The 26,331-nt window shown below is 63.5% G+C and carries 24 protein-coding genes; 11 read left to right on the top strand and 13 right to left on the bottom strand.

The genetic code is table 11. The annotated features are described in order from the left end of the window. Positions 1–300: 300 nt before the first annotated feature. The 4 genes from JQ567_RS22325 to JQ567_RS22310 all read right to left on the bottom strand — a co-directional run bounded on the left by JQ567_RS22325 (position 301) and on the right by JQ567_RS22310 (position 3,586). On the bottom strand, positions 301–930 hold the full coding sequence (locus JQ567_RS22325) for a transglutaminase-like cysteine peptidase (protein WP_212036163.1): 630 nt from the start codon (positions 928–930) through the stop codon (positions 301–303). A 331-nt stretch (positions 931–1,261) separates the two neighbouring features. Then, the gene (locus JQ567_RS22320) at positions 1,262–1,876 is read right to left on the bottom strand and encodes a PilZ domain-containing protein (RefSeq protein WP_212204845.1); all 615 of its coding nucleotides are present in this window, start codon (positions 1,874–1,876) and stop codon (positions 1,262–1,264) included. A gap of 96 nt (positions 1,877–1,972) precedes the next feature. Next, positions 1,973–3,136 (bottom strand): CynX/NimT family MFS transporter, encoded by a 1,164-nt coding sequence (locus JQ567_RS22315; protein ID WP_212440786.1) that lies wholly within the window; start codon positions 3,134–3,136, stop codon positions 1,973–1,975. A gap of 99 nt (positions 3,137–3,235) precedes the next feature. Further along, the gene (locus JQ567_RS22310) at positions 3,236–3,586 is read right to left on the bottom strand and encodes a hypothetical protein (RefSeq protein WP_212440785.1); all 351 of its coding nucleotides are present in this window, start codon (positions 3,584–3,586) and stop codon (positions 3,236–3,238) included. Between the two features lie 147 nt (positions 3,587–3,733). Between JQ567_RS22310 and JQ567_RS22305 the strand changes: the two genes are divergently transcribed. Continuing rightward, on the top strand, positions 3,734–4,507 hold the full coding sequence (locus JQ567_RS22305; RefSeq protein WP_212440784.1) for an enoyl-CoA hydratase-related protein: 774 nt from the start codon (positions 3,734–3,736) through the stop codon (positions 4,505–4,507). Here the strand turns inward: JQ567_RS22305 and JQ567_RS22300 are convergent. Further along, the gene (locus JQ567_RS22300; RefSeq protein ID WP_212440783.1) at positions 4,494–5,054 is read right to left on the bottom strand and encodes a PAS domain-containing protein; all 561 of its coding nucleotides are present in this window, start codon (positions 5,052–5,054) and stop codon (positions 4,494–4,496) included. The genes JQ567_RS22305 and JQ567_RS22300 overlap by 14 nt on opposite strands. Before the next feature lie 592 nt (positions 5,055–5,646). Between JQ567_RS22300 and JQ567_RS22295 the strand changes: the two genes are divergently transcribed. Together JQ567_RS22295 and JQ567_RS22290 are read left to right on the top strand one after the other, a co-directional pair. Then, entirely contained in the window at positions 5,647–6,441 is a 795-nt protein-coding gene (locus tag JQ567_RS22295; protein WP_212440782.1) for a rhomboid family intramembrane serine protease, read from the top strand. 191 nt (positions 6,442–6,632) lie between these two features. Then, positions 6,633–7,061 (top strand): CBS domain-containing protein, encoded by a 429-nt coding sequence (locus JQ567_RS22290; RefSeq protein WP_212440781.1) that lies wholly within the window; start codon positions 6,633–6,635, stop codon positions 7,059–7,061. Positions 7,062–7,064: 3 nt separating this feature from the next. Here JQ567_RS22290 and JQ567_RS22285 read toward each other — a convergent pair whose 3' ends face one another. Further along, entirely contained in the window at positions 7,065–8,126 is a 1,062-nt protein-coding gene (locus JQ567_RS22285) for a patatin-like phospholipase family protein (RefSeq protein WP_212440780.1), read from the bottom strand. 231 nt (positions 8,127–8,357) lie between these two features. Between JQ567_RS22285 and JQ567_RS22280 the strand changes: the two genes are divergently transcribed. Both JQ567_RS22280 and JQ567_RS22275 read left to right on the top strand, forming a co-directional pair. Next, on the top strand, positions 8,358–9,422 hold the full coding sequence (locus tag JQ567_RS22280) for a hypothetical protein (protein ID WP_212440860.1): 1,065 nt from the start codon (positions 8,358–8,360) through the stop codon (positions 9,420–9,422). Positions 9,423–10,172: 750 nt separating this feature from the next. After that, the gene (locus tag JQ567_RS22275; RefSeq protein ID WP_212440779.1) at positions 10,173–12,659 is read left to right on the top strand and encodes a bifunctional diguanylate cyclase/phosphodiesterase; all 2,487 of its coding nucleotides are present in this window, start codon (positions 10,173–10,175) and stop codon (positions 12,657–12,659) included. Positions 12,660–12,663: 4 nt separating this feature from the next. Here the strand turns inward: JQ567_RS22275 and JQ567_RS22270 are convergent, their stop codons facing one another. The 3 genes from JQ567_RS22270 to thrS form a co-directional block, all read right to left on the bottom strand. Then, the gene (locus JQ567_RS22270) at positions 12,664–13,227 is read right to left on the bottom strand and encodes a nitroreductase (RefSeq protein WP_212440778.1); all 564 of its coding nucleotides are present in this window, start codon (positions 13,225–13,227) and stop codon (positions 12,664–12,666) included. A gap of 100 nt (positions 13,228–13,327) precedes the next feature. Further along, positions 13,328–13,528, bottom strand: a complete 201-nt coding sequence (locus JQ567_RS22265; RefSeq protein WP_212440777.1) for a hypothetical protein — start codon at positions 13,526–13,528, stop codon at positions 13,328–13,330. Then, a complete protein-coding gene (gene thrS / locus JQ567_RS22260) occupies positions 13,528–15,573 on the bottom strand; it encodes a threonine--tRNA ligase (protein WP_212440776.1) in 2,046 nt (681 codons plus the stop codon). Before thrS ends, JQ567_RS22265 begins: the two co-directional genes overlap by 1 nt. Before the next feature lie 306 nt (positions 15,574–15,879). Here thrS and JQ567_RS22255 point away from each other — a divergent pair, with 306 nt between their 5' ends. Beyond that, the gene (locus JQ567_RS22255; RefSeq protein WP_212440775.1) at positions 15,880–17,784 is read left to right on the top strand and encodes a caspase family protein; all 1,905 of its coding nucleotides are present in this window, start codon (positions 15,880–15,882) and stop codon (positions 17,782–17,784) included. Between the two features lie 13 nt (positions 17,785–17,797). Here JQ567_RS22255 and JQ567_RS22250 read toward each other — a convergent pair whose 3' ends face one another. Then, positions 17,798–19,102: an alpha/beta hydrolase gene (locus tag JQ567_RS22250; protein ID WP_212440774.1), complete on the bottom strand. Its 1,305-nt coding sequence runs from the start codon at positions 19,100–19,102 to the stop codon at positions 17,798–17,800. Between the two features lie 331 nt (positions 19,103–19,433). On the opposite strand from JQ567_RS22250, the gene JQ567_RS22245 reads away from it, so the two are divergent. Further along, a complete protein-coding gene (locus JQ567_RS22245) occupies positions 19,434–20,807 on the top strand; it encodes an APC family permease (RefSeq protein ID WP_212440773.1) in 1,374 nt (457 codons plus the stop codon). Positions 20,808–20,878: 71 nt separating this feature from the next. After that, a complete protein-coding gene (locus JQ567_RS22240; protein WP_212440859.1) occupies positions 20,879–22,060 on the top strand; it encodes a hypothetical protein in 1,182 nt (393 codons plus the stop codon). Positions 22,061–22,075: 15 nt separating this feature from the next. Here the strand turns inward: JQ567_RS22240 and yidD are convergent, their stop codons facing one another. Further along, entirely contained in the window at positions 22,076–22,465 is a 390-nt protein-coding gene (yidD, locus tag JQ567_RS22235; protein ID WP_249165619.1) for a membrane protein insertion efficiency factor YidD, read from the bottom strand. A gap of 240 nt (positions 22,466–22,705) precedes the next feature. Here yidD and JQ567_RS22230 point away from each other — a divergent pair, with 240 nt between their 5' ends. Continuing rightward, complete coding sequence (locus JQ567_RS22230; RefSeq protein WP_212440772.1) at positions 22,706–23,623, top strand: hypothetical protein; 918 nt, start codon at positions 22,706–22,708, stop codon at positions 23,621–23,623. Between the two features lie 190 nt (positions 23,624–23,813). On the opposite strand, the gene JQ567_RS22225 is transcribed toward JQ567_RS22230, so the two are convergent. Continuing rightward, a complete protein-coding gene (locus tag JQ567_RS22225) occupies positions 23,814–24,257 on the bottom strand; it encodes an iron-sulfur cluster assembly scaffold protein (protein WP_192734002.1) in 444 nt (147 codons plus the stop codon). A 234-nt stretch (positions 24,258–24,491) separates the two neighbouring features. Here JQ567_RS22225 and folE point away from each other — a divergent pair, with 234 nt between their 5' ends. Both folE and hisI read left to right on the top strand, forming a co-directional pair. Next, on the top strand, positions 24,492–25,196 hold the full coding sequence (gene folE / locus JQ567_RS22220; RefSeq protein ID WP_211998023.1) for a GTP cyclohydrolase I FolE: 705 nt from the start codon (positions 24,492–24,494) through the stop codon (positions 25,194–25,196). 28 nt (positions 25,197–25,224) lie between these two features. Further along, the gene (hisI, locus tag JQ567_RS22215) at positions 25,225–25,653 is read left to right on the top strand and encodes a phosphoribosyl-AMP cyclohydrolase (RefSeq protein ID WP_312017446.1); all 429 of its coding nucleotides are present in this window, start codon (positions 25,225–25,227) and stop codon (positions 25,651–25,653) included. Between the two features lie 81 nt (positions 25,654–25,734). Here hisI and JQ567_RS22210 read toward each other — a convergent pair. Further along, positions 25,735–26,331: SgcJ/EcaC family oxidoreductase (locus JQ567_RS22210; protein WP_212440771.1), on the bottom strand; the 597-nt coding region annotated here is incomplete at its 5' end.

Below are 26,331 nucleotides of genomic sequence, written 5' to 3'. Positions count from 1 at the left end.
AAATGGCATCCGCAAAAAAGAGGCCGATAAGGAGACTGAGACTCACGACCAATGCCACGCATGCGAAGGTTGGAACGGAAATCTTTCCGATCAGCCAACCAACGAGCGTTCCGGGGAGAAGCGCAAAGAGGAAAGCACTTCCCAGACGAAAACGAACAGCATGAGCTGTCCGATCAAGTCTGCAGGTCCCCCAAAAAGTTGCGGCCAGCCTTTGGGGGAAGGCTGGCCGCGCGCGAACCGGTCTGGGACGGGGAGGGGTGGGGATGTGACCGGGTCGCGGGTTCGTAAAATTCCTTGTCGTTAGCGATCGCGAGAACTGGCGGTGGCGACCGCGGGGCGGTTGTCACCGAGCGACACCCACAGATTCGGGTCGCTCTGCGACTGACGCTTGACGAAGCGGTAGCCGGTCTCCGTCCAGGCGAGGACGCTTTCGTTCTGGTTGTCGAGCACGAATTCGCCCTTGTCGGTTTTGACCGTGAGCACCGCGTGGCCTTCGCCCTTCTTGTCGCGCACCACCGTGATCAGCAGCGCCTCGCGCGGCCAGCCGGCGTCGATCAGCATCTTGCGCTTCAACAGCACGTAGTCCTCGCAGTCGCCGTAGCCGTCCGTCGGCAACGACCATTTCTCGATCACACCCCAATGATCCATGTCGGTGATCGGCTTGATGGTCTCGTTGACCCACTTGTTGACTCTCAGCAAATCTCGCCATGCCGTCTGCGACAGCACGATGTCCCGCGGCTGTGACGCGCCGCCGCGGCAGTCGCCGGGGTTCTCGGCGCAGAATTCAACCCAACCGATCGGCGAACGCGTGGTATCGCCAAGGCTGGCATAGAGCGCGTCACCGGCTTTCGCCTGATAACTCGTAGAGACGCTCATCCCCAGCAGGATGGCGGCAACCGCCAATCCTTTCCCCTGTCCCCTGAACAACATTGTGGCCCCCGTTTCTTGTTGGGACCATGTTTCGCACAAAGGATTTGCGCCGCCGCTAAGTCAGCCAAGTACATTTGACGCGAATACAAGTAAAAACCGCGGCGAATTCGATCTATACTTGAATAAAATTTGCCAAAAATTTGAAACAACTGCAATTGATTCAAACTTTACGCATTAACGCGCCAGGCGCTGCCGCAGTGGCACTTGTGGTTGCAAAAGCGCCCGGCGTTAACCTGTTCTGGCAGGCGTCAGAGCGCACAAAGGCGGCATCCGGCAACGCGGATACCGCCTTTTGAAGTCGATAAATCGGGGATTTTGGGCGGTTGGCGCTTTACCGCGCGCTAACCGCGTCTTCGAGCGTCTCGGCAATTTGCTCGTGGACGAACTCGAGCGCGAAGCCTTCTTCGAGATTTCGCACCACCCGGGACTGGACCTTGCCCAGCATGACAAGCGATTTCAGCGGCGGGCGGTTTTCCGCGGCAATCGCCGCACCCGACGCCGAGAGGTCGATGATCCGGCAGGTCATCTTGCTGCCGTCCTCGAGCGTGAGCAGCGCGATCGGGTTGCGCGGCACGATACGGTCGTGGCGACGGTCTTCCGGCAGATTGAGAATATCGCGGTTGGCGAGCCAGGTGAGCTGGGCGGCGAGCTTGTCGCGTTTGCGCGCGGTCGCCCCCACGGTCATGGCAAAACCATTGTCGATGATGCGGGTGATCTTGCCCTCAACCCGGCCGATATGGTCGAGATAGGCGATCACGCGGTCGCCGACATTGCCGATGCCGGGCGCCAGCAGGGCCAATCCGCCCGGCGACATATTGATGATCTGGCAGGGAAATTCACGCCGGTCCGGCAGCATGTAGCGGCCGAGCAGGTGGACTTTCACGCGCTGGAAGCGCCGTCGCTCCTGAGCAACCGGGACAGTGGATTTTTTTTGCGCAAACGACATTCTTCGCCACCCGACGTCCGGTCCTTCGGCGTCAGGAAGACCCTAAGGCCGACAGGGTTAATGATGTGTTATCGCCGGTTGCATCAAGTATGTGCATCAAGCTGTGTGTGTCCGTGCCGCCGCAATCCGGTTGAACGTCCACAGCAGCAGCGGGCACAGCAAAACCATCGCCGCGCCGAAGTCGAATGCGGTGGCAGCGGTCCCCGTCCATTTGGCGAGGCTGCCGCCGACAAACGGCCCCAGCATCATCGCCGCATAATAGACCGTGTAGAACAGGCCCATGCCGATCGCGCGGGTGGAAGGCTGCAATACCTGCGGGGGCAGGCTCATGATCGGCCCCGACGGCAGCGCGCAGACGAGGCCGAGCGCGACGACTGTCAAGAGCACCGCGCCGGAGCGTGGCAGCATCAGCATCAGCAGCGCGAACACGATGCAGCCGCCGACAAGAACAGTCTGCGGGCGCTTGGTTCGATCCGCCAGAAACCCGCCTGCCGGGCCCGCGAGCGCCGCCAGCCACAGCACGATGCTGATGGTCGATCCTGCGGCTGCGATCGACCAGCCGCGTTCGACCAGCAACAACGGTCCAAAGCTGAAGATCATCGCAAAGCCGATATTGTAGATGCCCCAGAGCAGCCCCGCGACGATCACCGCGATCAGTACGTTGCGGTCGAGACGTGCGGGAGCGCCGGAGACCGCAGCCGCTTTCGGCGGCGATCGATAGCCCGCGGCAAGCAGAACGATCCCCCATCCGATCAGGGCTGCGACCGCGAAATAGACCGCGCTCACGCCCCAGGCGATGCCGATCGCGGGCAAGGTCAGCAACGATATCGCAATGCCGGCCGGCCATGAATTGATGAAGATCGCCATCGCCGTTGCGATCTCGCGACCGGCGAACCAGTCGGCGACCATCTTGGTCATCTGGACGTTGAGCAGCACGCCGCCGGCGCCCGCGATCAGCCGTCCCGCCATCTGCACGGTCCAGGAATCCGACAGCGCCATCGCAAGGCCGCCGGTCAGCATCAGCGCGAGCGCGGCGAGCACGGTGGTCTTGTCGCCGAACCTTTGCCCGATTGCGCCGCCCGGCAACGCAATCGCCACGCCCGGCGTGAAATAAAGGCCGATCAGCAGTCCGATATCGGCAAGGCTGACGCCGAAACTGGTGCCGAGCAGCGGCGCGACCGCGGCCACGCTCTGAAACTGGAAGGCCATCGTGAGGCGAACCACGAACAGGATCGCAAGAATGCCCCAGCGATTGCGCAATGCCGCACCTTCAAGAGTTATCGATCAACCTCCGACCGCGAGCGAGCTATGTCAACGCGCGCACGGATTTCGGCCTGAACGTCGACCGGCGGTCGAAAGCTACTTCTGGACCAGCTGATTGAGATCCTGCTTGATCGAGTTGAGCAGCGATTCCAGGCGTTCCGGCCTGAATGCCGGCTGCGCTGGCAACGCCGCTTGAGCAGTCGGCTCCGCGATGGCGGTTTGAACCGGCTTCTCCGTGACGATGGGCTTCGTTGGAAAGACCGGGCGAACGGCACGCTCCGGAATGGCAGGTCGATCCGGAAATACCGGCCGGACCGGCTCTTCGCCCTGCGCGCCGGCTTCGACGAATTCGCCGTGCAAAACGTCCTCGCGCCGTCCCATCAGCCACAGGACCGCCCAATAGGAAACCGCCAGTAAAATGACGCAGAAAATAATGATCTCAAACATCGCTCACGTCCAATCCGGTCAGTATCCCGGTAAAGGCGGTTTTCGGTCAAGACCGCTGAAAGCGATTGTTTGTCAGTGCGTTGTTTCGGTACCATCATGCTTAATGTCGGGCCCGGCAGGGCCGGCCAAATTTCGGGGAGGGACGCGATGCCGGGAGTGAAGCGGGAACGCGACGATGCCGTCGGCGTGCTGACACTGGACGAGCCTGCGACGCTGAATGCGATGACGCCCGATCTGTTGGGCGATCTTGCCCTCGCGATCCGCGAGATGACCGAGGATCCCGGGGTGCGGGCGCTGGTCCTGACCGGCGCCGGCCGCGGCTTCTGCTCCGGCCAGAACCTCAAGGCCGCTTCCATCCTCGGCGACGACATTGTCGATGGGGTGATGCGGTATTACTGGCCGGCCTTCAGGGCGCTGCGCGAATGCCAGGTGCCGGTCGTGGTGGCGGTCAATGGTGTTGCGGCCGGCGGCGGCTTCAGCCTCGCGATGGCGGGAGACGTGATTGTCGCGGCGCGCTCGGCGAGCTTCATTCAGGTCTTCAGCCGGATCGCGCTGGTGCCTGATCTCGGCTCGACCTGGCTGTTGCCGCGCCTCGTCGGCCGGCAGCGCGCGCTCGAACTGATGTTGATGAACGAGCCGCTATCGGCCGAGACGGCCAGGGAATGGGGACTGGTCCGGGAAGTATTCGATGATTCCGCGCTTCAGGGCGGCGCGCTGGCGCTGGCGCGCAAGCTTGCAAACGGTCCGACGCGGGCGCTGGTTGCGACACGCCGGTTGATCGAGGAGAGCGAACACGCCAGCTATGCCGATCAGTTCCGGCGCGAAATCGAGACGCAGGCCGAGATACACAGGAGCGCGGATGCGCTGGAAGGACGCAACGCGTTTCTTGAAAAGCGCGCCGCGCGGTTCAGCGGCCGGTAATTCCTTCGTAGACCATGAAGCCGCGCGCGATGGCGAGCTTGCGCAAGGCGCGGGGAACGAGTTTCTCCGGCCGGTGCAGATAGCGCCACGACGTCAGCTTGAAATCCTTCAGCGTGCCGAGATCGTCCTCGAACGGCGCCAACAGGCCGGTGACGCTGATTGGCGCGTGCGCGCGGTTGTTGAACGGCAGCAGCAGCAATTCCAGATGCGCAGTCCGGCCGTCTTCCGACGTCGCGGTGATGCCGGCGACTGCGGCCAGCATTTCTTCGGCGACGTAAGTCACGATGTCTTCGATTTCGCGGCGGCTCTCTGGTGCGAACAGCGCCGAGAAGCTGCTGTCCTTTATGTCGCGGCCGAGCAGGGCGCAGACCCGTGTTCCGGCGACGCGGAAGGGGAAGCCGGCCTCGTTTTCGTAACCCAGCACGAAGATGTCGCCGAGCAGTTCGCGTACCGCGCCGGGTTCGATCTCGCTGCGGTCAGGTGCCCGCGCGTGGCCGCGTTTTGCGTCCCAATAGGCAAAAAACTGACGGCTCGATGGATGTTTCATACGTTGGCCTTGCCTCCGCCCGTGGCTCGGCGGCACATATCTGTCCCGATTTTGCGCACGTGCTGTCCCTTCTGTGTTGTGCAGGACAGGCTGTGCAGCGTCCATGCCGTGGACGCGGTTTGGCCGCTTTGGCGGCGGCTTTGCGTTGTTAACGTTAAATTAACTATGCGATTGGCGATCCAGCTGCGGCCTGCGTAGAGTGGAACGCATCGGACCCGGCCGGCTTATCTCCGACTGACCGGCTCGGTTGGTACACAGGTGGCGTCAAACAGTTTGGTCGTCGCGCGGGAGGGGTGGGGATGTTCCCTCAAGCTCCAGGGGCGCGAAAAGATCGGCACGATGAGGGAGGATGTTCTCAGCATCCTCCCTTTTTCTTTTTTTGGCACAGCGACCCGGTCTCGTGTCTCGGCTCTGCGGAGCCATAGCGCGTCGAAGACGCGCGTAAACGCGCTAATGACACGCTGCACCGCGCCCGGGACGCGAGCGGGTCCATTCCGCGTTTTGTGCACTTGCACAGCACGGGCAAAGCCGCCTATCTGGGCCGATTATTCCCCAAAGCCACCTCTAAAGGTCTCTAAAGGTCCCTGGCCCCTTGGAATCCCAGCCTGAAACCCAGCTTGAAGCCCCGGACGGTCCGCGAGAGCCGATCCTGACCCTGCCGGGTGCGCTGACGGCCTATATCGCGCTGATCGCGGTCATTCATCTGCGGGTGCTGCTGCCGCCGGAACTCGAGAACTGGACCATCGACGTCTTCGGTTTCATTCCGAAACGCTACGATTCGACGCTGCTCAACATCGATTTTCCCGGCGGCGCGGGCGCCAAGGTCTGGACCTTCGTCACCTATTCGCTGCTGCACGCCAATCTCACCCATATCGGCTTCAACGTGCTGTGGCTGTTGCCGTTCGGCAGCGCGCTGGCGCGCCGGTTCGGCGCGGTCAGGTTTTACGTGTTCATGGCCGTGACGGCGGCGGCCGGCGCGCTTGCGCACCTGCTCACGCATGAACACGCGATCGCGCCGATGATCGGCGCGTCGGCGTCGGTGTCCGGCACCATGGCGGCCGCCATCCGCTTTGCCTTTGTGAAGGGGAGCTTCCTGTCGTTCAGCCGCGGCGACGCGGATGAAGCGGCGAAAGTGCCGGCGCTGTCGCTCGGACAGGCCTTTCGCGACACGCGCGTGCTGGGATTTCTCGGCGTCTGGTTCGGCGTCAACATCATCTTTGGCGTCGGATCGATTGCGATCGGCGCCGACGGTGGCAGCGTGGCGTGGCAAGCGCATATCGGCGGATTTCTTGCCGGCCTGATGCTGTTTTCGCTGTTCGATCCGGTGCCACGGGCGGCAACGCATGCTGCAGATGCGTCATCGCCTGACGAGGCCGACCGCGTCTGATCATCGCTTGCGGCGCACCGCGATTTCATCCATCATCTTGACAGGTGTGACACAAGACAAAGCCCGCTGCCGTGCAGGACAGCCGAGCTTGTAGACCGCGCTTGAAATGAAATCGGCGCGGAACTGTTGATTGAAGACTCGCGAACAAGTCGAACCCCCAAAAGGGGTGCGCACCGATTCAGGAGGCGGCAATGACGGTACGTGCAATTCTCGATTCCAAAGGCCATCACATCCTGAGCGTCGAGCCGGACGCCAAGCTCTCGGCCGCGGTCAAACTCCTCGGCGACCGCAAGATCGGCGCCGTGCTGGTCATGAACCAGGGACGCCTCGAAGGCATCCTGTCGGAACGCGATATCGTCCGTGTGCTCGGCGAGCGCGGCGCCAAGGTGCTGGATGAGCCGGTCAGCGCCGTGATGACGCGCAAGGTCGTCAGTTGCCGGGAGTCGGACACGGTCAGCGGCATCATGGAAATGATGACGCTGGGCAAGTTCAGGCATTTGCCTGTCGTCGAGGAGGGCAAGGTGGTCGGCCTGATCTCGATCGGCGACATCGTCAAGCGCCGTGTCCACGAATATGAAGCCGAGCAGGAAGCGCTGCGCGACTACATCAAGACCGCCTGAGCTCTATTCTTTCTCTGGTCCGGCCTTTTCGGCAGCCGCGGCGGCACCCGCCGCTGGCGGCGCCAGAATATGGATCGCTTCCTGGATGGAATCGATGGCGCGCTCGGCGGCGCGCGCGCCGTGGGCGATCAGATCGTCGGCGCGGTGAAAATCGAACCAACCGATCCGTCCGACACGGGGCGAGATCAGCAAATCCGGCGGATCACCGGCCAGCCGCGCGCGGGTGATGCGGTCCTGCATGATGTTGAAGGCGTCCACCATGACGGTGGAGATTCCCGGCCGTCCGCCGCCGCCGAAGAATTCGCGCTTCACGGTGCGCTCGGCCGAGAAAAACCTGCCGAAGCCGCGCTTTGCGGGCTCGGCTTCAGGTACTGATTCAGGTGCGACCGAGACCGTCAGGTCCGCCGCCGCGCCGTGGGAATAGATCGTCGTCGCGTGGGTGAACACGTCGCTGGAGAGATTGGCGGCGATGACGATCTCGGCGCCGAGGGCGCGCGCCGCCGACACCGGCACCGGGTTGACCAGCGCGCCGTCGACCAGCCAGCGATCGCCGATCAGGACCGGCGAGAATATTCCGGGCAGCGCATAGGAGGCGCGCATCGCGTCGATCATGCGCCCATGCGTCAGCCAGATCTCGTGGCCGGTGCGAACTTCCGTTGCAACGGTGGCGAATTTCACCGGCAGATCCTCGATCAGGCTCAGGCCCAACGTCGTCTCCAGCTCGGCAGCGAGCTTGGCGCCGCCGATCAGGCCGGAGCCGTTGAGGCGGATATCGAGATAGCCGAAGATGTTGCGCGGCTGCAGGCTGCGCGCCCACGCCTCCACTCTATCGAGTTGTCCGGAAGCGTAGCCGCCGCCGACCACGGCGCCGATCGAGGTTCCCACCACGACGTTGGGGAAGATGCCGTGCGCGACCAGGGTCTTGATGATGCCGATGTGGGCGAAGCCGCGCGCGGCGCCGCCGCCCAGCGCCAGCCCGATCACCGGCCGGCGGATACTGCCGAGCCCTACCTCGTCATGGCCGTTGGAGCCCTTTTGGCCGCGGCCCATCCAATTATCTAGCACCAAGAACTCTCCTGCGGCTCAAGCATATTCGCCGCGGCATGGCCGTGCCAGAATCACCTGATCAATTTCCCGATGCATGGTTTATGCCCCGGCCAAAGCGGCCCAGGCGGGGATTATGACTGGACCACGACCGCGGGATCAACAGTGGGTTTAGAGGCCGGTTCCTGGCCCAGGGGGTACCCGGGCCTCTGCAGGCTTGAATTTGCCGCGTTTTCAGTGAAAAGCATGGCCATGACTTGGCGAGGCAATGGCATCGGCGGGGACGGGGGCGCATGGCGGCTTTTCCCGCGGCTTCTGCTTGGCCCAATGCTTGCCTTGGTGTTGCTGGCACCTGGCCCTGCTTCGGCCCAGATGTTCTCCGATCGCCCGCCGCCGGTGCCGCCGGGTTCGATTCCGGATGCGCCGTCCGGCCCCGCGATGAACCTGGCGCCGCCCGGCTCGATTACCCTGCCGCCAACACTGACGCAGCCGACCCTGGTGCCGCCGTCGATCGCCACCGTCCCGCCGGCGGCGCCGCCGCCGGGCGCCTCGACGCCCGGCCAGGCCGTGCTGTCGTTGACGGCGCGCTACGGCAAGGATTTGCCGGTCATCAACAGCGGACTGGTGTGGCGGGTGTTCGCGGACAAGCCGGACGATAACGGCACGTTCCGCCTGATCCGCGAGGACCGCGGTGCGACCCCGAACATCGTGCTGCCGCCGGGCAATTATGTCGTGCACGTCGCGCTCGGCCTCGTCAGCGCGGTGCGGGCGGTGAGCCTGAAGTCGGAGACCGATCGCGAATCCTTCGTGCTTCCGGCCGGCGGCCTGCGCATCGAAGGCCGCGTCGGCACCTCCAAGATTCCGCCGAACCAGATTTCGTTCGCGATTTATAAAGGCAGCCAGTTCGACGGCGCCGAGCGGACGTCGCTATTGCCCAACGTCGCAGGCGGCGACGTCGCGCTGTTGCCGGAGGGGACCTACTACATCATCTCCAACTACGGCGATGCCAATTCCGTTGTTCGTTCCGACATCCGCGTGCAGGCCGGCAAGCTGACCGACGTGATCGTCACCCATCGCGCCGCCGTCATCACGCTTAAGCTGGTCAGCGACAAGGGCGGCGAGGCGCTCGCCAACACCGCGTGGTCGGTCATCACGCCGGGCGGCGACGTCATCAAGGAATCGATCGGCGCATTTCCCCGCGTCGTCCTGTCCGAAGGCGAATACCGCGCCATCGCCAAGAACGAAGGCAAGGTGTTCGAGCGCCCGTTCAACGTGGTGAACGGCGTTGACGGCGAGGTCGAGGTGGTGGCGCGGTAGGCGTTTGCGACCGCAGCTTGTAGGGCGGATTGAGCGAAGGCGTAATCCGCCATCTTTGGTCAATCGCTGCGGTTCATCGTCGTCGCCGTATTCTCTTCGCAAATTGCATAAGCGCGACGATAATTCGACATAGGGCGTCGGATAGCACACGCCGCGCTGCTATGTAGTCCTAGGTCATCGAAAAGTGGCATTGATTTAGGCAACTAAGCAAACTGATCGCGTAGCGACGAACCGCTAGTGAGATCACGGCGCTTTTTTAACCCCGGTACGTCGTTCCATTCCTTGCCGTTGAATGCGTTGACGCTCACAGAGATTGCCTCGGAGGTGCGAAAGTTACCAGCAAACCTCGGGCGATCCGCGCCGCGAGATCGCGAAACTATTTCCACGTCGTCCCGGCGAACGCCGGGACCCATACTTCGCGGCCCTTGTTGTTGAAAAAGGAAGATAACGACCAGCATGCATAAGCAATTACCGCTGGTGGTTATGGGTCCCGGCCTTCGCCGGGACGACGGCTATTGCCCCGAACCGCAATTCACATCGCGTCGCGAGATCGCGAACTTGCATATCTGGATTTGCCGATCGCTCGGCGCTTCAAGCAACTGTCACAGTCTCTAACGCGTACTAACCATCGCACAACTTAAAACTGTCATAATCGCCGCATCCGGGTGCCGCCTCCGCAATTTTTACACAGCATTAAACCTGGCGGCATTGGGATGCTGACGGGATGAAGTTTGGGTAGCGGGGGCGGTCATGGTTACGACCAACAAAAAGAAGTCGGCGGGAAAGTCGGGGAAATTCAACACCGAGATGTTCGACGACATTCCGGTGCTGCAGCGCAAATGGCAGGCCGCGTTGCGACCTGGCGAAGCACTGCCGCGGTATGAAGATGTCATGCTCGGCAGTCTCGGCCGGCTGGCCGATCATATCGTGCTGCTCAGCGAGCATAACGACGCGCTCGGCGTATCGCGCAGCGGCCGCTACATTCAGCAATGGCTCAACGACGACCGCTGGGACATTCCCTTGAGCGACTTGCCGCCGGATTGCGCGACCGCGCTCGGTGAGGCTGCGTCGAGTGCGCTTCAAAATGGTCGGCCGTATCTGGCGTCGGCGCATTGCGTGCGCGACGGGCTGGTGCGGACCTATGACGTGCTGGCGCTGCCGACTTCGTCGCGCTGGGGCGGCACGTTGGTCGGGGCCTATGTCAACGAACGCGACGCCCAGTATAATCTGCTGGACACGATCTTCTCCGCGACCGACGAGGGCGTGCTGTCACTCGCCGCCATTCGCGATGCCGCCGGCCGCCCGGCCGATTTTCAGATCGTCCACCTCAATCAGGGCGCGGCCCGGCTGCTCGAGCAGCCGCTGGCCGCGCTGTTGTGGCGCCGGCTCGGCGCCGGTGGAAACCTGTTGTGCGCGCCGGATGTGATCCGCCAGTTGCGCGACATCGTCGCCTGCGGCAATCGCGGTCAGATCGAGATCGACCTCGACGATCGCAGCCTGCGATTGGGCGTCACCGCGTTCGGCGACATGCTCTCGCTGACGGTCTCCGACGTGACCGCGCTCAAGCGAAGCGAGGTTTCGTTCCGCCTCTTGTTCGACAACAACCCGATGCCGATGTGGGTGTTCGACGCCGAGACCATGCAGTTCCTGAGCGTCAACGACGCGGCCGTGCAGCATTACGGCTACAGCCGTGAAACGTTCCTGCAAATGCAGCTGCGCCAGATCTGGCCGCAGGACGAATGGGCCACCCACAGCCAGGCGCTGCAGCAGGTCGGCGATGTCTACGATTCAGGCCGCGACTGGCGGCATCTCAAGGCCGACGGCAGCGAAATCCATGTGCTGACATTCGGACGGCGGGTCGCATTCGACGGCCGCGACGGCTATCTCGTCGCCGTGGTCGACATCACCGAGCGCCGCAAGGCCGAGGCCCGGATCGCCCACATGGCGCATCATGACGGCCTGACCAATCTGTCCAATCGGGATTTCTTCCAGGATCGGCTTCGTCTCGCGCTCGAGCGCAGCCAGCCCGCGGGCAAGCGGGTGGCGGTGCTGTGCGTCGATCTCGACCTGTTCAAGAACGTCAACGACAGTTTTGGCCATCCGATCGGCGATCGCCTGCTGAAGGCGGTGGCCGAACGGCTGCGCTCGGAAGTCCGCGGCGACAATCTCGTCGCCCGGCTTGGCGGCGACGAGTTCGCGATCGTGCTGCCGTCCGACGTCTCGCCGAACGAGGCGAGCGATTTTGCCGACCGGCTGATCGGCGTGCTGAGCGCCCGCTATGATATCGACGGGATCGAGGTCATCGTCGGCGCCAGCATCGGCATCGCGCTGTCGCCCGGTGATGGCGCGAGCTGCGAGGAATTGATGCGCAACGCCGACATGGCGCTGTACCGGGCCAAGTCCGACGGCGGCGGCGTTCACCGTTTCTTCGAGCGCGAGATGAACCAGCAGGCGCAAAAGCGCCGCGACATGGAGCGCGACCTGCGGCGCGCCTTTGCCAATGGCGAGTTCGAACTGCATTATCAGCCGCTGGTGGACATCGCCGCCAACCGGATCAGCGGCTTTGAATCGCTGCTGCGCTGGCGCCATCCGGACAAGGGCATGGTCTCGCCGGCCGAGTTCATCCCGGTCGCCGAGGACATCGGCTTGATCGTCGCACTCGGCGAGTGGGTGCTTCGGGAGGCGTGTTCGGAGGCGATGAACTGGCCGGTGGACGTCAAGGTCGCCGTCAATCTGTCGCCGGTGCAATTCCGCAGCCGCCATCTGGTTCAGGCGGTGATTTCGGCGCTGGCGCACTCCGGATTGTCGCCGCGGCGGCTCGAGCTCGAAATCACCGAGTCGGTTTTCCTCGCCGAGACCGAGGCCAATCTGGCGATCCTGCACCAGCTCCGCGAACTCGGTGTCAGCATCTCGATGGACGATTTCGGCACCGGCTATTCCAGCCTGAGCTATTTGCGGAGCTTTCCGTTCGACAAGATCAAGATCGACCGCTCCTTCGTGAAGGATCTCGCCGAGCGCAGCGACTGCGTCGCGATCGTGCGGGCGATCTCCGGCCTCGGCCGCAGCCTCAACATCACCACGACCGCCGAAGGCGTCGAGACCACCGACCAGCTCGACTGGCTGCGCGCCGAAGGCTGCAACGAGGTGCAGGGTTTTCTGTTCAGCGCGGCGAAGCCGGCGTCGGAGGTTGCGGCGCTGTTGTCCGGATTTGTTCCGCGGGCGTCGAAGGCGGCGTGAGCGATCAGAACCGCGTCACGATATCCGACAGCGCCGGGCGAGGGCGGTCTTCGGCGGGCTTCGACGGCGTGCCGATATGGATGAAGCCGGCGAGTTTCTCATCCGGCTTCACGCCGAGGCCTTCGAGCACGTCGCGGTCGAATGCGAACCAGCCGGTCAGCCAGTTGGCGCCGTAGCCGAGCGCTGTGGCCGCGGTGACGATGTTCATGGCGCTGGCGCCGGCGGACAATTCCTGCTCCCACGCCGGCACCTTGGGGTGCGGTTTCACAAAACTCACCACCGCGATGACCAGCGGCGCGTCCATCAGCCGGCGTTTCTCCATCTCGATATCGGCCGCCGGTGCGCCTGGATTCTTGCGCGCAAACACCTGCGCGATGACGTCGCCGGCGCGGGCGCGCGCGTCGCCTTCGAACACGATGAAGCGCCACGGCGTCAGCTTGCCGTGATCGGGAACCCGCGAACCGATGGTCAGGATGGTCTCGAGTTCGGCCGCCGAGGGGCCGGGGCCGCTCATCTCGCGCGGTTTGACGGAGCGGCGCAGTTTCAGGAGTTCAAGGGCATCGGGCACGAGAGTCTCTTTCGTCGGACAGGATTGGGCAATGGCCTAACACGCAGATAGGGAGGCAAGGAGGCCACCGAAAGCCAGTTTAGACCGATTGTGACGACGCTTAAGGCTTGCGGGCCGGCATCTTCGCCGCCCGCTCCAAAAGATCCTTGCCGAGGTCTTCCAGAATCTCCCGCGTCGCCAGGAACAAGCTGTGCCCCTGTTCGGTTTCGATCGCGAGCGCCACCACCGTCGGCCGGTTGGGATCCGGGATCAGCTGGTAAGCCCGGATCGGAAAAGCGGGAAGCTCCTGTTCTTCGCTCATCAGGTCTCCAGCCGCGCCCGCTTGACGTCCGGCGGGGTGGCTTCCTCGACCAGCGCCGCCAACGCCTCGTCGGTCGGCATCACCTTTTGGCCTTCGCTGCCGAGCCGGCGGACCGAGACCGAATGGGTCTCGGCTTCCTTCTTGCCGACGACGAGAAGCGCGGGGATCTTCGCCAGCGAGTGCTCGCGGACCTTGTAGTTGATCTTCTCGTTGCGCAGATCGATCTCGACGCGCAGGCCCGCGCGGCGCGCGGCGGCGGCCACCACCTTGGCGTATTCGTCGCCCTCGGAGGTGATGGTGGTGACGACGGCCTGCACCGGCGCCAGCCAGAGCGGGAAGTTGCCGGCAAAATGCTCGATCAGGATGCCGATGAAGCGCTCCATCGAGCCGCAGATCGCGCGGTGCACCATGACCGGCACCTTCTTGGAGCCGTCGGCATCGATGTAGAACGCGCCGAACCGTTCCGGCAGGTTGAAGTCGACCTGCGTGGTGCCGCACTGCCAGTCGCGGCCGATGGCGTCGCGCAGCACATATTCGAACTTCGGCCCGTAGAACGCGCCTTCGCCGGGATTGATCGCGGTCTTGATGCGGTTGCTGCCGCTGGCCTGAATTTCCGACAGCACGGTGGCCATCACGCGCTCGGCGTGATCCCACATCTCGTCGGTGCCGACGCGCTTCTCCGGCTTGGTCGAGAGTTTGATCGTCAGCTCACCCTCGAAGCCGAAATCCGCATAGGTCGACAGGATCAGGTCGTTGATCTTGAGGCACTCGTCGGCGAGCTGCGCTTCCGTGCAGAAAACATGCGCGTCGTCCTGGGTGAAGCCGCGCACGCGCATCAGGCCGTGCATCGCGCCCGACGGTTCATAGCGGTGCACCACGCCGAATTCGGCGAGCCGCAGCGGCAGGTCGCGGTAGCTCTTCAGGCCATGCTTGAAGATCTGCACATGGCCGGGGCAGTTCATCGGTTTGAGCGCAAACCAGCGCTTGTCCTCGGCCTCGTCGCCGGCCGATTGCGCCGCGAACATGTTCTCGCGGTACCAGTCCCAATGGCCTGAAGTCTCCCACAGCACCTTGTCGAGGATCTGCGGCGCGTTGACCTCGCTGTAGTCGCCGGTCAGGCGGCGGCGCATATAGGCGATCAGCGCCTGGAACACCGTCCAGCCCTTCGGGTGCCAGAACACCACGCCGGGGCCTTCCTCCTGGAAGTGGAACAGATCGAGCTCGCGGCCGAGCTTGCGGTGGTCGCGCTTCTCGGCCTCCTCGATCTGCTTCAGATAGAGGTCGAGGTCTTCCTGCTTCGCAAACGCCGTGCCGTAGATGCGCGTCAGCATCGGGTTGTTGCTGTCGCCGCGCCAATAGGCGCCCGCGACCTTCATCAGCTTGAACGCGTTGCTGACCTTGCCGGTCGAGGTCATGTGCGGCCCGCGGCAGAGATCGAACCAGTCGCCCTGGAAATAGATCTTGATCGGCTCGTCGCCGGGAATGGCGTCGACCAGCTCGACCTTGAAGGCTTCGCCCTTGTCGCGGAACACCTGTTTTGTCTTCTCGCGCGACCAGACTTCCTTGGTGAAGGGTTGGTCGCGCGCGACGATCTCGCGCATCTTCTTTTCGATCGCGGCGAAATCTTCCGGCGTGAACGGCTCGTTGCGGAAGAAGTCGTAATAGAACCCGTTCTCGATCACCGGACCGATGGTGACCTGCGTGCCCGGCCACAGCGATTGCACCGCTTCGGCGAGCACGTGGGCGGCGTCATGCCGGATCAGTTCCAGCGCGCGCGGGTCGTCGCGGCTGACGAACTCGATCCTGGCATCGCCGGCGATCGGATCGTTGAGGTCGGCGACCACGCCATCGAGCGCCATCGCCACCGTGCGCTTGGCCAGCGACGGCGAGATGCCCTTGGCGATCTCGATCCCGGTAATGTCCTGGGGAAATTCGCGCCTGGCGCCATCGGGGAAGGTGAGGGTGATTTTTTGCACGGGTTCGGCCGGTTTCAAGTTCGCAAGGCCAAATTGGAATCCCGGTGCGGGTGCATTGCTGTCAGGCATTGGCGTCTCCTAAAGCTCACTCCTGCGAACGAGCGCAGGTAAGCGGGAACAGGCGGTATAGCAGGGGATTCGGCTCCTGCAATCGGGCAATATCAAGAAAATCGGCGCCGGATCGAACCCGCACTGAACGGTCGGGACGCCACCAGTGGCCGGCATAACGAACGCCATCCATGCAATTCCACGTAGGAGACGCTCGCACCGACGCGTGCGACCCAAGCGGGCACAACGCCAAAGTTCCACACGGCGCCATCGTGACAAGACCAGGTTCGCGTGCTTCTCTCGCCGTGGGGAATCCGAGGGGGCATCGTGAGGGTAGGCAATACCGCGGCCTATGCCGCTTTCGTGGCGCTTCAGTTCGCGGCCGTGGGGCTGGCATCGCCGGACAGGGCGATGGCCCGCGAGCAGCCAAGCGGCTGCAAGGTCGGTCCGCTGAAAAGCACCAGCGAACTGGATGACCGCGTCGCCGCCTGCACGATCCTGATCGATACCAGCCGGTCCCCGGCCAAGCTGGCGCTGGCACTGTCGTACCGCGCGCAGAGCCTCCTCAACCAGAAGAAATGCGACGCCGGGTTTGCCGACCTGATGCGCGCCAAGGACGTTTCGCCCTCCAGGAAGAGCTCCGCCTATTACGATCTGCATTTGTGGATCTCGTACTACTGGCAGCACTGCAAAGGCGATTTCGATCGCGGCATCGAGGTGCTGAACGAAGCCGCTGCGATCCTGCCCCGCGATCCCGCGGTCTATAACCAGCGGGCCAACATGTTCAGCGACAAGGGTGATCACGCGGCGGCGCTTGCCGACATCAACCGCTCGATCGCCTTGATCAACAACGATCCCTATCGCGCCTCGGCCTACAACAACCGGGCGCTGATCTGGAAGACGATGGGGGAGTATGAAAAGGCGGCCGCCGATTTCGGCGTTGCGATCAAGCTCGCGCCCAAGAACGCCAAATATTATGCCAACCGCGGCGACGCCTGGCGTCGCACCGGAAACCTCGAGCGTGCGTTGCAGGACCAGGACCGCGCCATCGAGCTTTACGCCGGCGGTCCCGGCATCGCCCTTGGCCTGACGCTGCGCGGCGAGACGCTGCGTTACATGGGTGAATATGACCGGGCGCTTTCCGACTTCAACCAGGCTGTCCGGATCGAACCGGACTTCGCGCCGGCGCTCACCGGCCGCGGACTGACGTTCGAACGCACCGGCGATCTCGAGCGCGCAAAATCCGAGTTCCGCAGCGCGCTGTCGATCAGCGAGAATTCCGGCCGGGGCGACCTGTCGAAATCCGCGCGTGAAACCGCCGAGGCGCGTCTTGCGGCGCTTTCCTCTGGTGTGCCGCAGCCGACCATCCTTCCGGTCCCCATCAGGGCGGCCTCGACGAATTCGGTGCCGACCCCGGCCGTTGCGATACCCGTCGTGGCACCCGCAGCGGTCAAGGCCACGGCTGCAAAGCAAGGCCGCCGGGCCGCACTGATCATCGGCAACTCCGCCTACAAATCGGTAAGGGCGCTCGAGAACCCGGGCCGTGACGCCGAAAAAATCGCCGGCACGTTGCGCGCGATCGGCTTCGACAGCGTCACGGTCGCCATCGACGTCACGCGCGAGAAAATGACCGAGGCGCTGCGCACGTTTGCGGCGGCCGCCGACAAGTCCGACTGGGCGATGGTCTATTATGCCGGCCACGGAATCGAGGTGAATGGTGTCAATTACCTGATACCGGTCGATGCCAAACTGGCATCCGGCCGCGACGCCCTGTTCGAGGCCATGCCGCTGGATCAGGTGATGGCGGCCATCGACGGCGCGAAGAAGCTCAAGCTCGTGATGCTCGATGCCTGCCGGGACAACCCGTTTGCGAATGCATCAACGGCAACTTCGCCGCCGGTTGCCGCCGCGCCGGTGCCGGCTTCGAACGAAGGCGACACGCGCGGCGCGAAGACGCGCTCGGTCGGCCGCGGGCTTGGCGAGGTCAAGGTGCAGGGCGCGTCGCTGGTGGTTTACGCGGCCAAGCATGGCGAGACCGCGCTGGACGGCGAGGGGGATTATTCGCCGTTTGCCGTCGCGGTCGTGCAGCGGATCGCGACGCCAGGCGTCGAGATCAACAAGCTGTTCCGTCTGGTCCGCGACGACGTGATGGAGGCGACCGCGGGGCGGCAGGAGCCTTACACGTATGGTTCGCTGCCCGGACGCGAGGACTTTTTCTTCGTGAACCGATGAGTACTGCGACCGATTACCGGTTCGCGGGTGACGGCGCGCTGGCGATCCGGGTCAGCTGTGGCGAAGCCGCCATCTTGACCAGCACATCCTTGACCGGATGCTCGGTCCAGGCCTGCGTGACGTAATCGCGATGCGTGATGCCATCGCGCGTCTGCACGAACACGACGCTGCCGGGGCGCAGCGGCCCGTCCATGTTCTCGGTGACGGTGATGCCCTTGTCGCGCAGCATCTCGATCAGTTCCTGGTCACGGCGCTTGGTGTAGCGGGTGTAGGAGCTGACGAAGAAGCCGGAGCGGTTGTTCGCGATCCAGCTGGCGAACTTGTCGAGTTCGCCATAGACGGCGTCGAGCAGGAACACGCCGCGGACGCGGTTGGTCGCGCCGCCGACGTCGAGGCTCCAGGCGGTCGGCAGGAAGCCGCCGCTATAGCCGACGATGACGATCGGCATGTTGGCGAACGCCTGCGCCGATTTCGGATCGCCGGTGAGGCGGGCGAGGTGGGTCGCCGACTCGTCCATGAAGCGCTTGAAGCCGCCGGGCTGCCAGAACTTGCCGGCGCTGGAATCGGCGGCGTTCACCGCCAGCTGCGGCGCCAGCAGCACGGCGTTCACACCTGAATCCGAAATCTGCTGCGGCACCAATTGGCGGTCGCGGACGTCGCGTTCCAGCGTCGCGCCGTTGCCGTGGAAGAACACCACGATCACGCCGGGCTTGCGGACGTCGAAGGTCTCGGGGACGTGCACCAGCACGCGGCTGTCATTGTAGGTCTCATCCTGCCAATAGACCCGGCCGCCATAGGTGCGATGGCCCTTGCGATCGCCCTTGGTGATGTTGAGGAACGGCGCCTCGGAGCGTGGATTGGTGCCGAAATAGGGGAAGGCGGAGGATTTCATGCTGACCAGCGTGGTCAGTTCTTCGCGCTCGCTCTGGCGCGGAAGCGTCAGCGCGGGATTGAGCGAGGCGACCCTGACCGGCTCGGTCCGCACCTTGCGTTGAGACGGGGTTGGGGCCAGCGCAACCTGCTGCACCAGGCTCTCGCTTGGCGTCGGGAAACGGTCGGCGAATTGCCGCTGCGGGAAGCGGTCTTCAAAACTGTCGCCGGCGGTGGCGTGGGCGTTCGCGGCCAGCATGCCGGCGGGGGGCGCCTTGCCGCATTGAACCAGCACGAACGACAGGGGTACAAAAAGCGAAGCGACCGCGATCCAGTGCCACGGGCGGGGCTGGGCACGATGACGGGGCGGGGCATGGTGCTGCGTCACCGGTGAAATCACCCGGTCCGCGCGATCATTGATCTGGAATTTCGGATCTGCCCCGACCATCCACCCACTGCCCCAAGGACCACCTGAGAACCACCCAAGATCCACCCTTAACCGGCGTACCTCGATCCGTGTTTAGGCGACGTTAAGCTTCCGGAGCAAACTCCCCAGATCCGGAAGTCCGGAGGAGACCATCCAATCGTGTCCTGATTGTGAGCCCCGCCATCTTGTTCTCGCAATGTCGGGGTGCACTGCAAAGGCCAAACAAACTTCGCTAGGTATCCAGATACCTAAATCGTTATCTGATTTAAATCATTGTTAACGCTGCTTGAATTGGGTGGCTCCAGCCTGCACCATGAGGGTTCAGGCGTGCGGCGCTGAAGGTACGGTCGAAATGGCGGCATCAGAAACGGGCAGCGCGGCATGGTCCGGCCCGCGTCCTGGCGGCGGCTCGACCATTTCGGTCGTGGTAGCGATCTCCATCGTCGTTGCCGACATGGTCGGCGTTGGCGTCTTCACCAGCCTTGGCTTTCAGGTCAAGGACATCCCCTCCGGCTTCTCGATCCTGTTGCTGTGGACCGTCGGCGGTATCGTCGCGCTGTGCGGGGTGTTTGCCTATAGCGAGCTCGGGGCGATGTTTCCGCGCTCGAGCGGCGAGTACAACTTTCTCGGCCGCGCCTTTCACCCGGCCTTCGGTTTTGTGGCGGGCTGGGTGTCGGCGACCGTTGGCTTTGCGGCACCCGTCGCACTCGCCGCGATGGCGTTCGGCGAATACGGCAAATCGGTCTTTCCGGACGCGCCACCGCTGGCGCTCGCCATCGGCGTGGTCTGGCTGGTGTCGCTGGTGCAGCTCACCGGCGTCAGGCACTCCAGCACCTTCCAGTTGATCGCGACCATCCTCAAGGTGGTGCTGATCGTGGCCTTCCTGGTCGCCGGATTTCTGATGGCGACGCCGCAGCCGTTGTCGTTTGCGCCGTCCGCGTCCGACTTCTCCCACATCGTCAGCGCGCCGTTCGCGATCAGCCTCGTGTTCGTGATGTATTCGTTCTCGGGCTGGAATGCGGCGACCTACATCATCGGCGAGGTGCACGATCCGGAGCGCAACGTGCCGCGCGCGATGCTGGCGGGGACGCTGATCGTGCTGGTGCTGTATGTGGCGCTGAACGCGGTGTTCCTGCACTCGGCGCCGATCGACAAGCTGGCGGGCCAGCTCGACGTTGCCCGGGTCTCCGGCAGTTACATCTTCGGCGAGTTCGGCGGCCGCATCGTCGGTGCGATGATCTGCTTCGGGCTGATCTCCTCGATCAGCGCGATGATGTGGATCGGACCGCGCGTGATGATGACCATGGGCGAGGACATTCCGGTGCTGCGCCCGTTCGCGCGCCGGTCGACCGGCGGCGCGCCGCCCTACGCCATTCTGTTTCAGCTGACGGTGGCGAGCCTGATGCTGTTCACGCGCAGTTTTGAAGCCGTGCTCGAATTCATTCAGTTCGCATTGTTGTTCTGTTCGTTCTTCACCGTGCTCGGCGTCATCAAGCTGCGCATCACGCACCCCGACCTGCCGCGGCCCTATCGCGCCTGGGGATACCCGGTCACCCCGGTGGTTTTCCTGCTCGTGACCGGCTTCATGATGTACTATCTTTTGACCGAACAACCGCTGCGCGTGTTCCTTGGTGTTCTAATCATGCTTTCAGGACTTTTGATTTACGCCGTTTTCCGCAAGCGGGCCGATCAAGGCCCGGTGGCGGCGTCTGCGGGCAGCGAATGAAGATGCGCGCCTCGTTGAAAATTGCCGCGGTGAGAATTGCCTCGTTGAGAATCGTAGCGCTGGTGGCCGCGATGTCGTTCGTGGTGATGCTGCCCGCGCGCGCCGCCGATCCGGCGACCGCCGACGATACCGCCAAGTTTCTCGCCGGCATGATGCCCTCGGCCGACTCACCGCTGATGCCGCTGACCAGGGAGCCGGCCTGGCAGCGCCACGCCAAATTCTTCGACAATGCGTTCGCGCAGCTCGAGCAACGGCAATTGTCGAAGATCCGCGCCTGGGCGGACAGCAATCTGGCGGCCCCGCGGCCGACCATGTTCTACATGTTCTCGGGGCCGGACTTCCTCTATGCCAACGCATTCTACTCGAAGGCGACGACTTATGTGCTGAGCGCGCTCGAGCCGACGGGCTCGGTGCCGGATCTGACGAGATTGCCGCGCGGCGGCGTCGGCGCCGCGCTCCACAGCGTGGAGCGTTCGCTGAGTTCGATCCTGAGCTTCAGCTTCTTCATCACCAAACAGATGAAGACCGATCTGAGTGCCGGCCAGATCAACGGCACCTTGCCGGTCCTCTATGTGTTCCTGGCGCGCTCGGGCAAGACCATCCGCAGTGTCACGCCGGTGGCGCTGGACGACAAGGGCGCGGCCTATTTCGGCAGCGAGAACCCCGGGCCGAACGCGGTACGCGGCGCGCGCATCATCTTCGCCGGCAGCGACGGCGCGGAAAAGACGCTGTATTATTTCTCGACCGACCTTTCCAATTCCGGCGTCAAGGTCACGGGCTTCCTCAAGTTCTGTTCGACGCTGGCGCCCGGCAACAGCCTGATCAAGAGCGCGTCCTATTTGCTGCACTCCGGCAATTTCACCACGGTGCGCGATTACATCCTCGCCAACAGCGCCACCATCATCCAGGACGATTCCGGCGTTCCGCTTCACTACTACAGCCCGAAGAAATGGCGCTTCTTTCCGTTCGGCCGTTATGCCGGCCCGATCGACGAGTTCCCGGGACGATATCAGCAATCCTATGCCGAGTTGTTCAGGCGCGCGCAGCCGATGGATTTCGGTATCGGCTATCGCTGGCGCACGCATGAATCGAACTTGCTGCTGTCGGTCAGGTTGCCCGACGACGGCTCTGGCAGCCAGGAGACGACGTCATCGGCCGAGCCGCCACCACCGCCGCCACCGCGTCCCAGAAAGCCGCGTCCGCCGGCGCCTATCGAACCGCAGCCGAGAGGCGGCTTCTTCTTCTGGCGCTAGCTGGTCCGGATTAATTCACAATGTGTCGTGGTCGCCAGCGCGCAACGACGGCGCGTTGACGCCGCGCCATCGGCCGTAGCGCCACGGCAGATACCATCGCGCCCCCGGCGGTTTTGCGATCGGGACGTTGTCGATGCCGGACGTGCCCCAGGGCTGACAGCGTAATATCCGCGCCAGCGTCATCCATCCGCCGCCCCAAAGACCGAAGCGTTCGATGGCCTCGTCGCCATAGACCGAACAGGTCGGCAGATGCCGGCAATTGTAGCCGACCAGCGGCGACAGCGTGTGCCGGTAAAGCCAGATCAGCCCGCGCCCCGCGTTGCGGGGCAAGCGCCGGACCGTCGTGGCACAATCTATGCAATGTGATTTTGTGCACTGTGATGAGGGCGTGAATGACTGTTTCATGGGGCCTGCCCGAATGATCTCCGTACTCTTGCGGGGTTCCAAGGTAAGGAACTGAACATTCGCAGATATTTACGCCACACTTGGGAATTATCCGATGGTTTATTGGCGATGCAGCAAAGGTACTATGGACGCTCGCAAGGCGCACGGTTACCTTTTTGATAACGCCGGTATGACAGAATCATGTGGCGTTGAAGTGGGGCCATTGCCGTTCGCCGTTAGGGCTTGGGGGAAGGAACCAAATTGAGGTTTGTGACGTCGGCTAAAATTCGCGGTTTGGCGCTGCTCGGTGCCACCGCCCTCTGTATCGCATTGCCTGGCGCGATCACGACGCCGGTCAACTCGGCGCACGCCGGCGTTTCCCTCGAAGAACGCAAACTGCCGATGCACTTCAAGTGGGTCGCATGCCAGCCGGACTGCAAGGGCTGGGTCTCCGCCGTCGGCATCGTCACTGCGGACAGTCCCAAAGCATTCGAAGAGTTCGCGCGTGATCGCCAGCTTGGCGGCGCCACCATCGTGCTCGATTCCAGCGGCGGGTCGGTCAACGATTCCATTGCGCTCGGCCGCAGGTTCCGTGCCCTCGGCGCGCTGACGACGGTCGGAACCACCGTGCGCACGCAGACGGCGCAGGGCGAACGCGCTTATGTCGTTCCGGAAGCCTATTGCGAGTCGATGTGCGTGTTCCTGCTGCTGTCCGGCAAGACGCGTTATGTGTCGCCGGCCTCCCATGTCCGCGTGCATCAGATCTGGATGGGCGATCGCGCCGACGACGCCAAGGCGGCAAGCTACACCGCGCAGGATCTGATGATCGTGGAGCGCGACATCGGCCGGCTTGCCAAGTTCACCTTCGACATGGGCGGAACCGGCGATCTGTTGTCGCTCGCGCTCAGCGTGCCGCCGTGGGAAGATCTGCACAAATTGTCGGCGACCGAGTTGCGTCTGACCAATCTCATCACGACCGACGCCGTGGCCGACGTGCTGCCGCGTGACTCATCGACGCCGGTTGCCGAACTGAAGTCCAAGCCGACGCAGGATCGCTTCGTCAGCTCCGCGGTCGAAGAGCAGGCGCCCGTGCATCCGGCGAAGTCGACCAAGACCGCCGAAGCCGCGGTTCCCACCGGTAGCGCCGCCGCGCCCGCGCCGGCTCAGCCGCAGAAGTAACTTCTCAGCCCGCGAAGTAAGAGACAAGCTCGCCTCATAAATGGTGTCGTCGCCCGCGAAAGCGGGCGATCCAGTACGCCGCGGCTTCTCGATTCAGTTATCGGCGTCTCTGGAATACTGGGTCGCCCGGTCAAAGCCGGGCGATGACAGCTGGGGTGGGGCCGGGTCGCCAGCCCAGTATCTACTGCACCTACGCCGGCTGCTTCGCCCTGGCCTCGATCTGGCCGATCGCATCGACCACGGCATCGAAGGTCAGCATGGTTGAGGCGTGGCGGGCCTTGTAGTCGCGCACCGGCTCCAGCAGCGCAATGTCGGCCCATTTGCCCTGCGGCGGCTGGCCGTTTTCCTTCAGCATCTTGCGCACGGTCTCGCGCAACTCGCGCAGTTCGCTCGCGGTCGAGCCGATGACATGGCTTGCCATGATCGAGGAGGAGGCCTGTCCGAGGGCGCAGGCCTTCACGTCATGGGCGAAGTCGGAAACCACCGGCCCATCCATCTTGAGGTCGATCTTGACGGTGGAACCGCACAGTTTGGAATGGGCGGTGGCGCTGGCGTCGGGGTCCGGGAGGCGGCCCAGACGGGGGATATTGCCGGCCAACTCGATGATGCGCTTGTTGTAAATGTCGTTCAGCATGGAGCGAGGTCTCGGGCCCGTGGGCGGAACCGCCCTTGGCGGCAGGGTTTCACCGTCCTATATATGGACGGTCATGGCGGAAATACAGTCCGGCCATGTTGCCACGGCGGCCTGATTGGAAGCCAATTCTACCCCGGTGGTGCTAGGATCAAGGGGATTCAGGCGTCCGGCGGCGAAGCCGCCCCGTCTGCCCGGTGACACTCCGGTCTGAAGGACCGGTCGAACGGAGAAGACATGGACGCATTGATCAAATCCCTTCGCCCCAGCAAGACTGAGGTCAAATCGCCTGACGTTGCCCCGGACACCCGCCCCGCCGAACTCGATCCCGCCGAATTCCTGGCCGCTGCCGTCCGTGCCGATCAGCCGCGCCCGTCGCGCGTCGAGGCAGAGGCGGCCGTGCATACGCTGCTCAGCTATATCGGCGAAAATCCCGGCCGCGAGGGCCTTTTGGACACCCCGCGCCGGGTCGTCGAGGCCTTCGACGAACTCTACCAGGGCTATCACCAGTGCCCGGCCGAAGTGCTCGACCGCACGTTTGGTGAAACCGCGGGCTATGACGATTTCGTCCTGATCCGCGACATCGAATTCACCTCGCAATGCGAGCATCACATGATGCCGTTCTACGGCAAGGCGCATATCGCCTATACGCCGGTCGAACGGGTCGTGGGGTTGTCGAAGCTTGCGCGCCTGACCGACATCTTCGCGCGCCGCCTGCAGACGCAGGAGCATCTCACCGCGCAGATCGCAGCCGCGATCGACGAGGTGCTCAAGCCCCGCGGTGTTGCGGTCGTGATCGAGGCGGAGCATACCTGCATGTCGGTGCGCGGCGTCGCCAAGCACGGTGCGATGACCTTCACCAGCCGCTATACCGGCATGTTCCGCGACAATCCGGCGGAGCAGGCGCGTTTCCTGTCCATGGTGCGAGGACCGGCCCGGTAACCTCGCCTGAATCTTCGCGAGGCAACCCGTGTCCACATCCGCAGATATCAACGACCGCGAGGAAGGGCTGGCGTTCCAGCCCAAATTCGACGCGTCGGGTCTTTTGACCTGCGTGGCGACCGATGCTGCGACCGGCAACGTGCTGATGGTCGCGCACATGAACGACGAAGCGCTGCGCAAGACCATTGCCAGCGGCGAGGCCTGGTACTTCAGCCGCTCGCGCGGGCGCCTGTGGCGCAAGGGCGAGAGCTCCGGACACACCCAGCGCGTGGTCGAGATGCGGATGGATTGCGATCAGGACGCGATCTGGATCCGCGTCGAGCAGCACGGCGCAGCATGTCACACCGGCCGGCAGTCGTGCTTCTACCGCGCGGTGACGGCGGACGATGGCGGCACGCAGTTGTCGTTTGTCGATGCGGACCGGTTGTTCGACCCGAACGCGGTGTATCGAAAATGATCCGTTGTTGCGCAGCGAGAGACAGGAATCCATAACCACGATCGTGAGCATGGAGTTCACACATTGGGCCGCGTGCTGCGGCTAACGCTTGATCGGGTTGTGTGCCTCCGCCGCCTCGTCGATAGGCACGTTCGCGCCATGCGCGATGGCCAAACCTTCGCCCCGGGGGACCAGGACTAGCGACATGCAATCCTTGCCCGGCGGTCTCATTTCCCCATTTGGCCGTCGATAGCCGCCCATCGACCAGCGTACGACCGCAACGAAAGCCCCGCCGGGCAATGTCTCAATGCTTTCAATTTCTTCGAGTTTGCACGATCTATTCCTGAACAGTAGATCGAAAAATACCTGATGCGCTTTTTGTACTTCTGCTTTTCCACGCCAATGCATCCCGACGACGTTGACCCAATGAATGTCATCCGTCGCGAGCTGCCACATAGCGTTCATGTCCGAAGCGTTCCAGGCAGCTTCCCACCCGTCCAGCACGGCTTTGACCTCTGAGACTGCCCCGTTGTTGATTGTTGGCATTGGATCACCTCTGAGCACCGAACGAGGCATCGTAACTTCTCGGAGTGATTTGGCTAGACTGCTCGCCGTCCGTTGTGGGTCTTGGCCGTGTAAAAACACCCTTCCAAGGAAGTCGGTGAGAAGCCAGGACCGGTTCGGTCTCAGGCCGCGATC

Source organism: Bradyrhizobium sp. AUGA SZCCT0431, assembly GCF_018131065.1.
Classification (GTDB): Bacteria; Pseudomonadota; Alphaproteobacteria; order Rhizobiales; family Xanthobacteraceae; genus Bradyrhizobium.
The sequence above is the reverse complement of the archived record's forward strand: the minus strand, read 5'-3'. Positions and strand labels throughout refer to the sequence as shown.

Excerpts from the sequence above, each read along its gene's own strand:
- JQ567_RS22325 (WP_212036163.1), bottom strand. The coding sequence starts at position 930 with ATGTTGTTCAGGGGACAGGGGAAAGGATTGGCGGTTGCCGCCATCCTG.
- JQ567_RS22320 (WP_212204845.1), bottom strand. The coding sequence starts at position 1,876 with ATGTCGTTTGCGCAAAAAAAATCCACTGTCCCGGTTGCTCAGGAGCGA.
- JQ567_RS22310 (WP_212440785.1), bottom strand. The coding sequence starts at position 3,586 with ATGTTTGAGATCATTATTTTCTGCGTCATTTTACTGGCGGTTTCCTAT.
- JQ567_RS22305 (WP_212440784.1), top strand. The coding sequence starts at position 3,734 with ATGCCGGGAGTGAAGCGGGAACGCGACGATGCCGTCGGCGTGCTGACA.
- JQ567_RS22300 (WP_212440783.1), bottom strand. The coding sequence starts at position 5,054 with ATGAAACATCCATCGAGCCGTCAGTTTTTTGCCTATTGGGACGCAAAA.
- JQ567_RS22290 (WP_212440781.1), top strand. The coding sequence starts at position 6,633 with ATGACGGTACGTGCAATTCTCGATTCCAAAGGCCATCACATCCTGAGC.
- JQ567_RS22280 (WP_212440860.1), top strand. The coding sequence starts at position 8,358 with ATGACTTGGCGAGGCAATGGCATCGGCGGGGACGGGGGCGCATGGCGG.
- JQ567_RS22275 (WP_212440779.1), top strand. The coding sequence starts at position 10,173 with ATGGTTACGACCAACAAAAAGAAGTCGGCGGGAAAGTCGGGGAAATTC.
- JQ567_RS22265 (WP_212440777.1), bottom strand. The coding sequence starts at position 13,528 with ATGAGCGAAGAACAGGAGCTTCCCGCTTTTCCGATCCGGGCTTACCAG.
- thrS (WP_212440776.1), bottom strand. The coding sequence starts at position 15,573 with ATGCCTGACAGCAATGCACCCGCACCGGGATTCCAATTTGGCCTTGCG.
- JQ567_RS22250 (WP_212440774.1), bottom strand. The coding sequence starts at position 19,102 with ATGGTCGGGGCAGATCCGAAATTCCAGATCAATGATCGCGCGGACCGG.
- JQ567_RS22245 (WP_212440773.1), top strand. The coding sequence starts at position 19,434 with ATGGCGGCATCAGAAACGGGCAGCGCGGCATGGTCCGGCCCGCGTCCT.
- JQ567_RS22240 (WP_212440859.1), top strand. The coding sequence starts at position 20,879 with ATGTCGTTCGTGGTGATGCTGCCCGCGCGCGCCGCCGATCCGGCGACC.
- yidD (WP_249165619.1), bottom strand. The coding sequence starts at position 22,465 with ATGAAACAGTCATTCACGCCCTCATCACAGTGCACAAAATCACATTGC.
- JQ567_RS22225 (WP_192734002.1), bottom strand. The coding sequence starts at position 24,257 with ATGCTGAACGACATTTACAACAAGCGCATCATCGAGTTGGCCGGCAAT.
- folE (WP_211998023.1), top strand. The coding sequence starts at position 24,492 with ATGGACGCATTGATCAAATCCCTTCGCCCCAGCAAGACTGAGGTCAAA.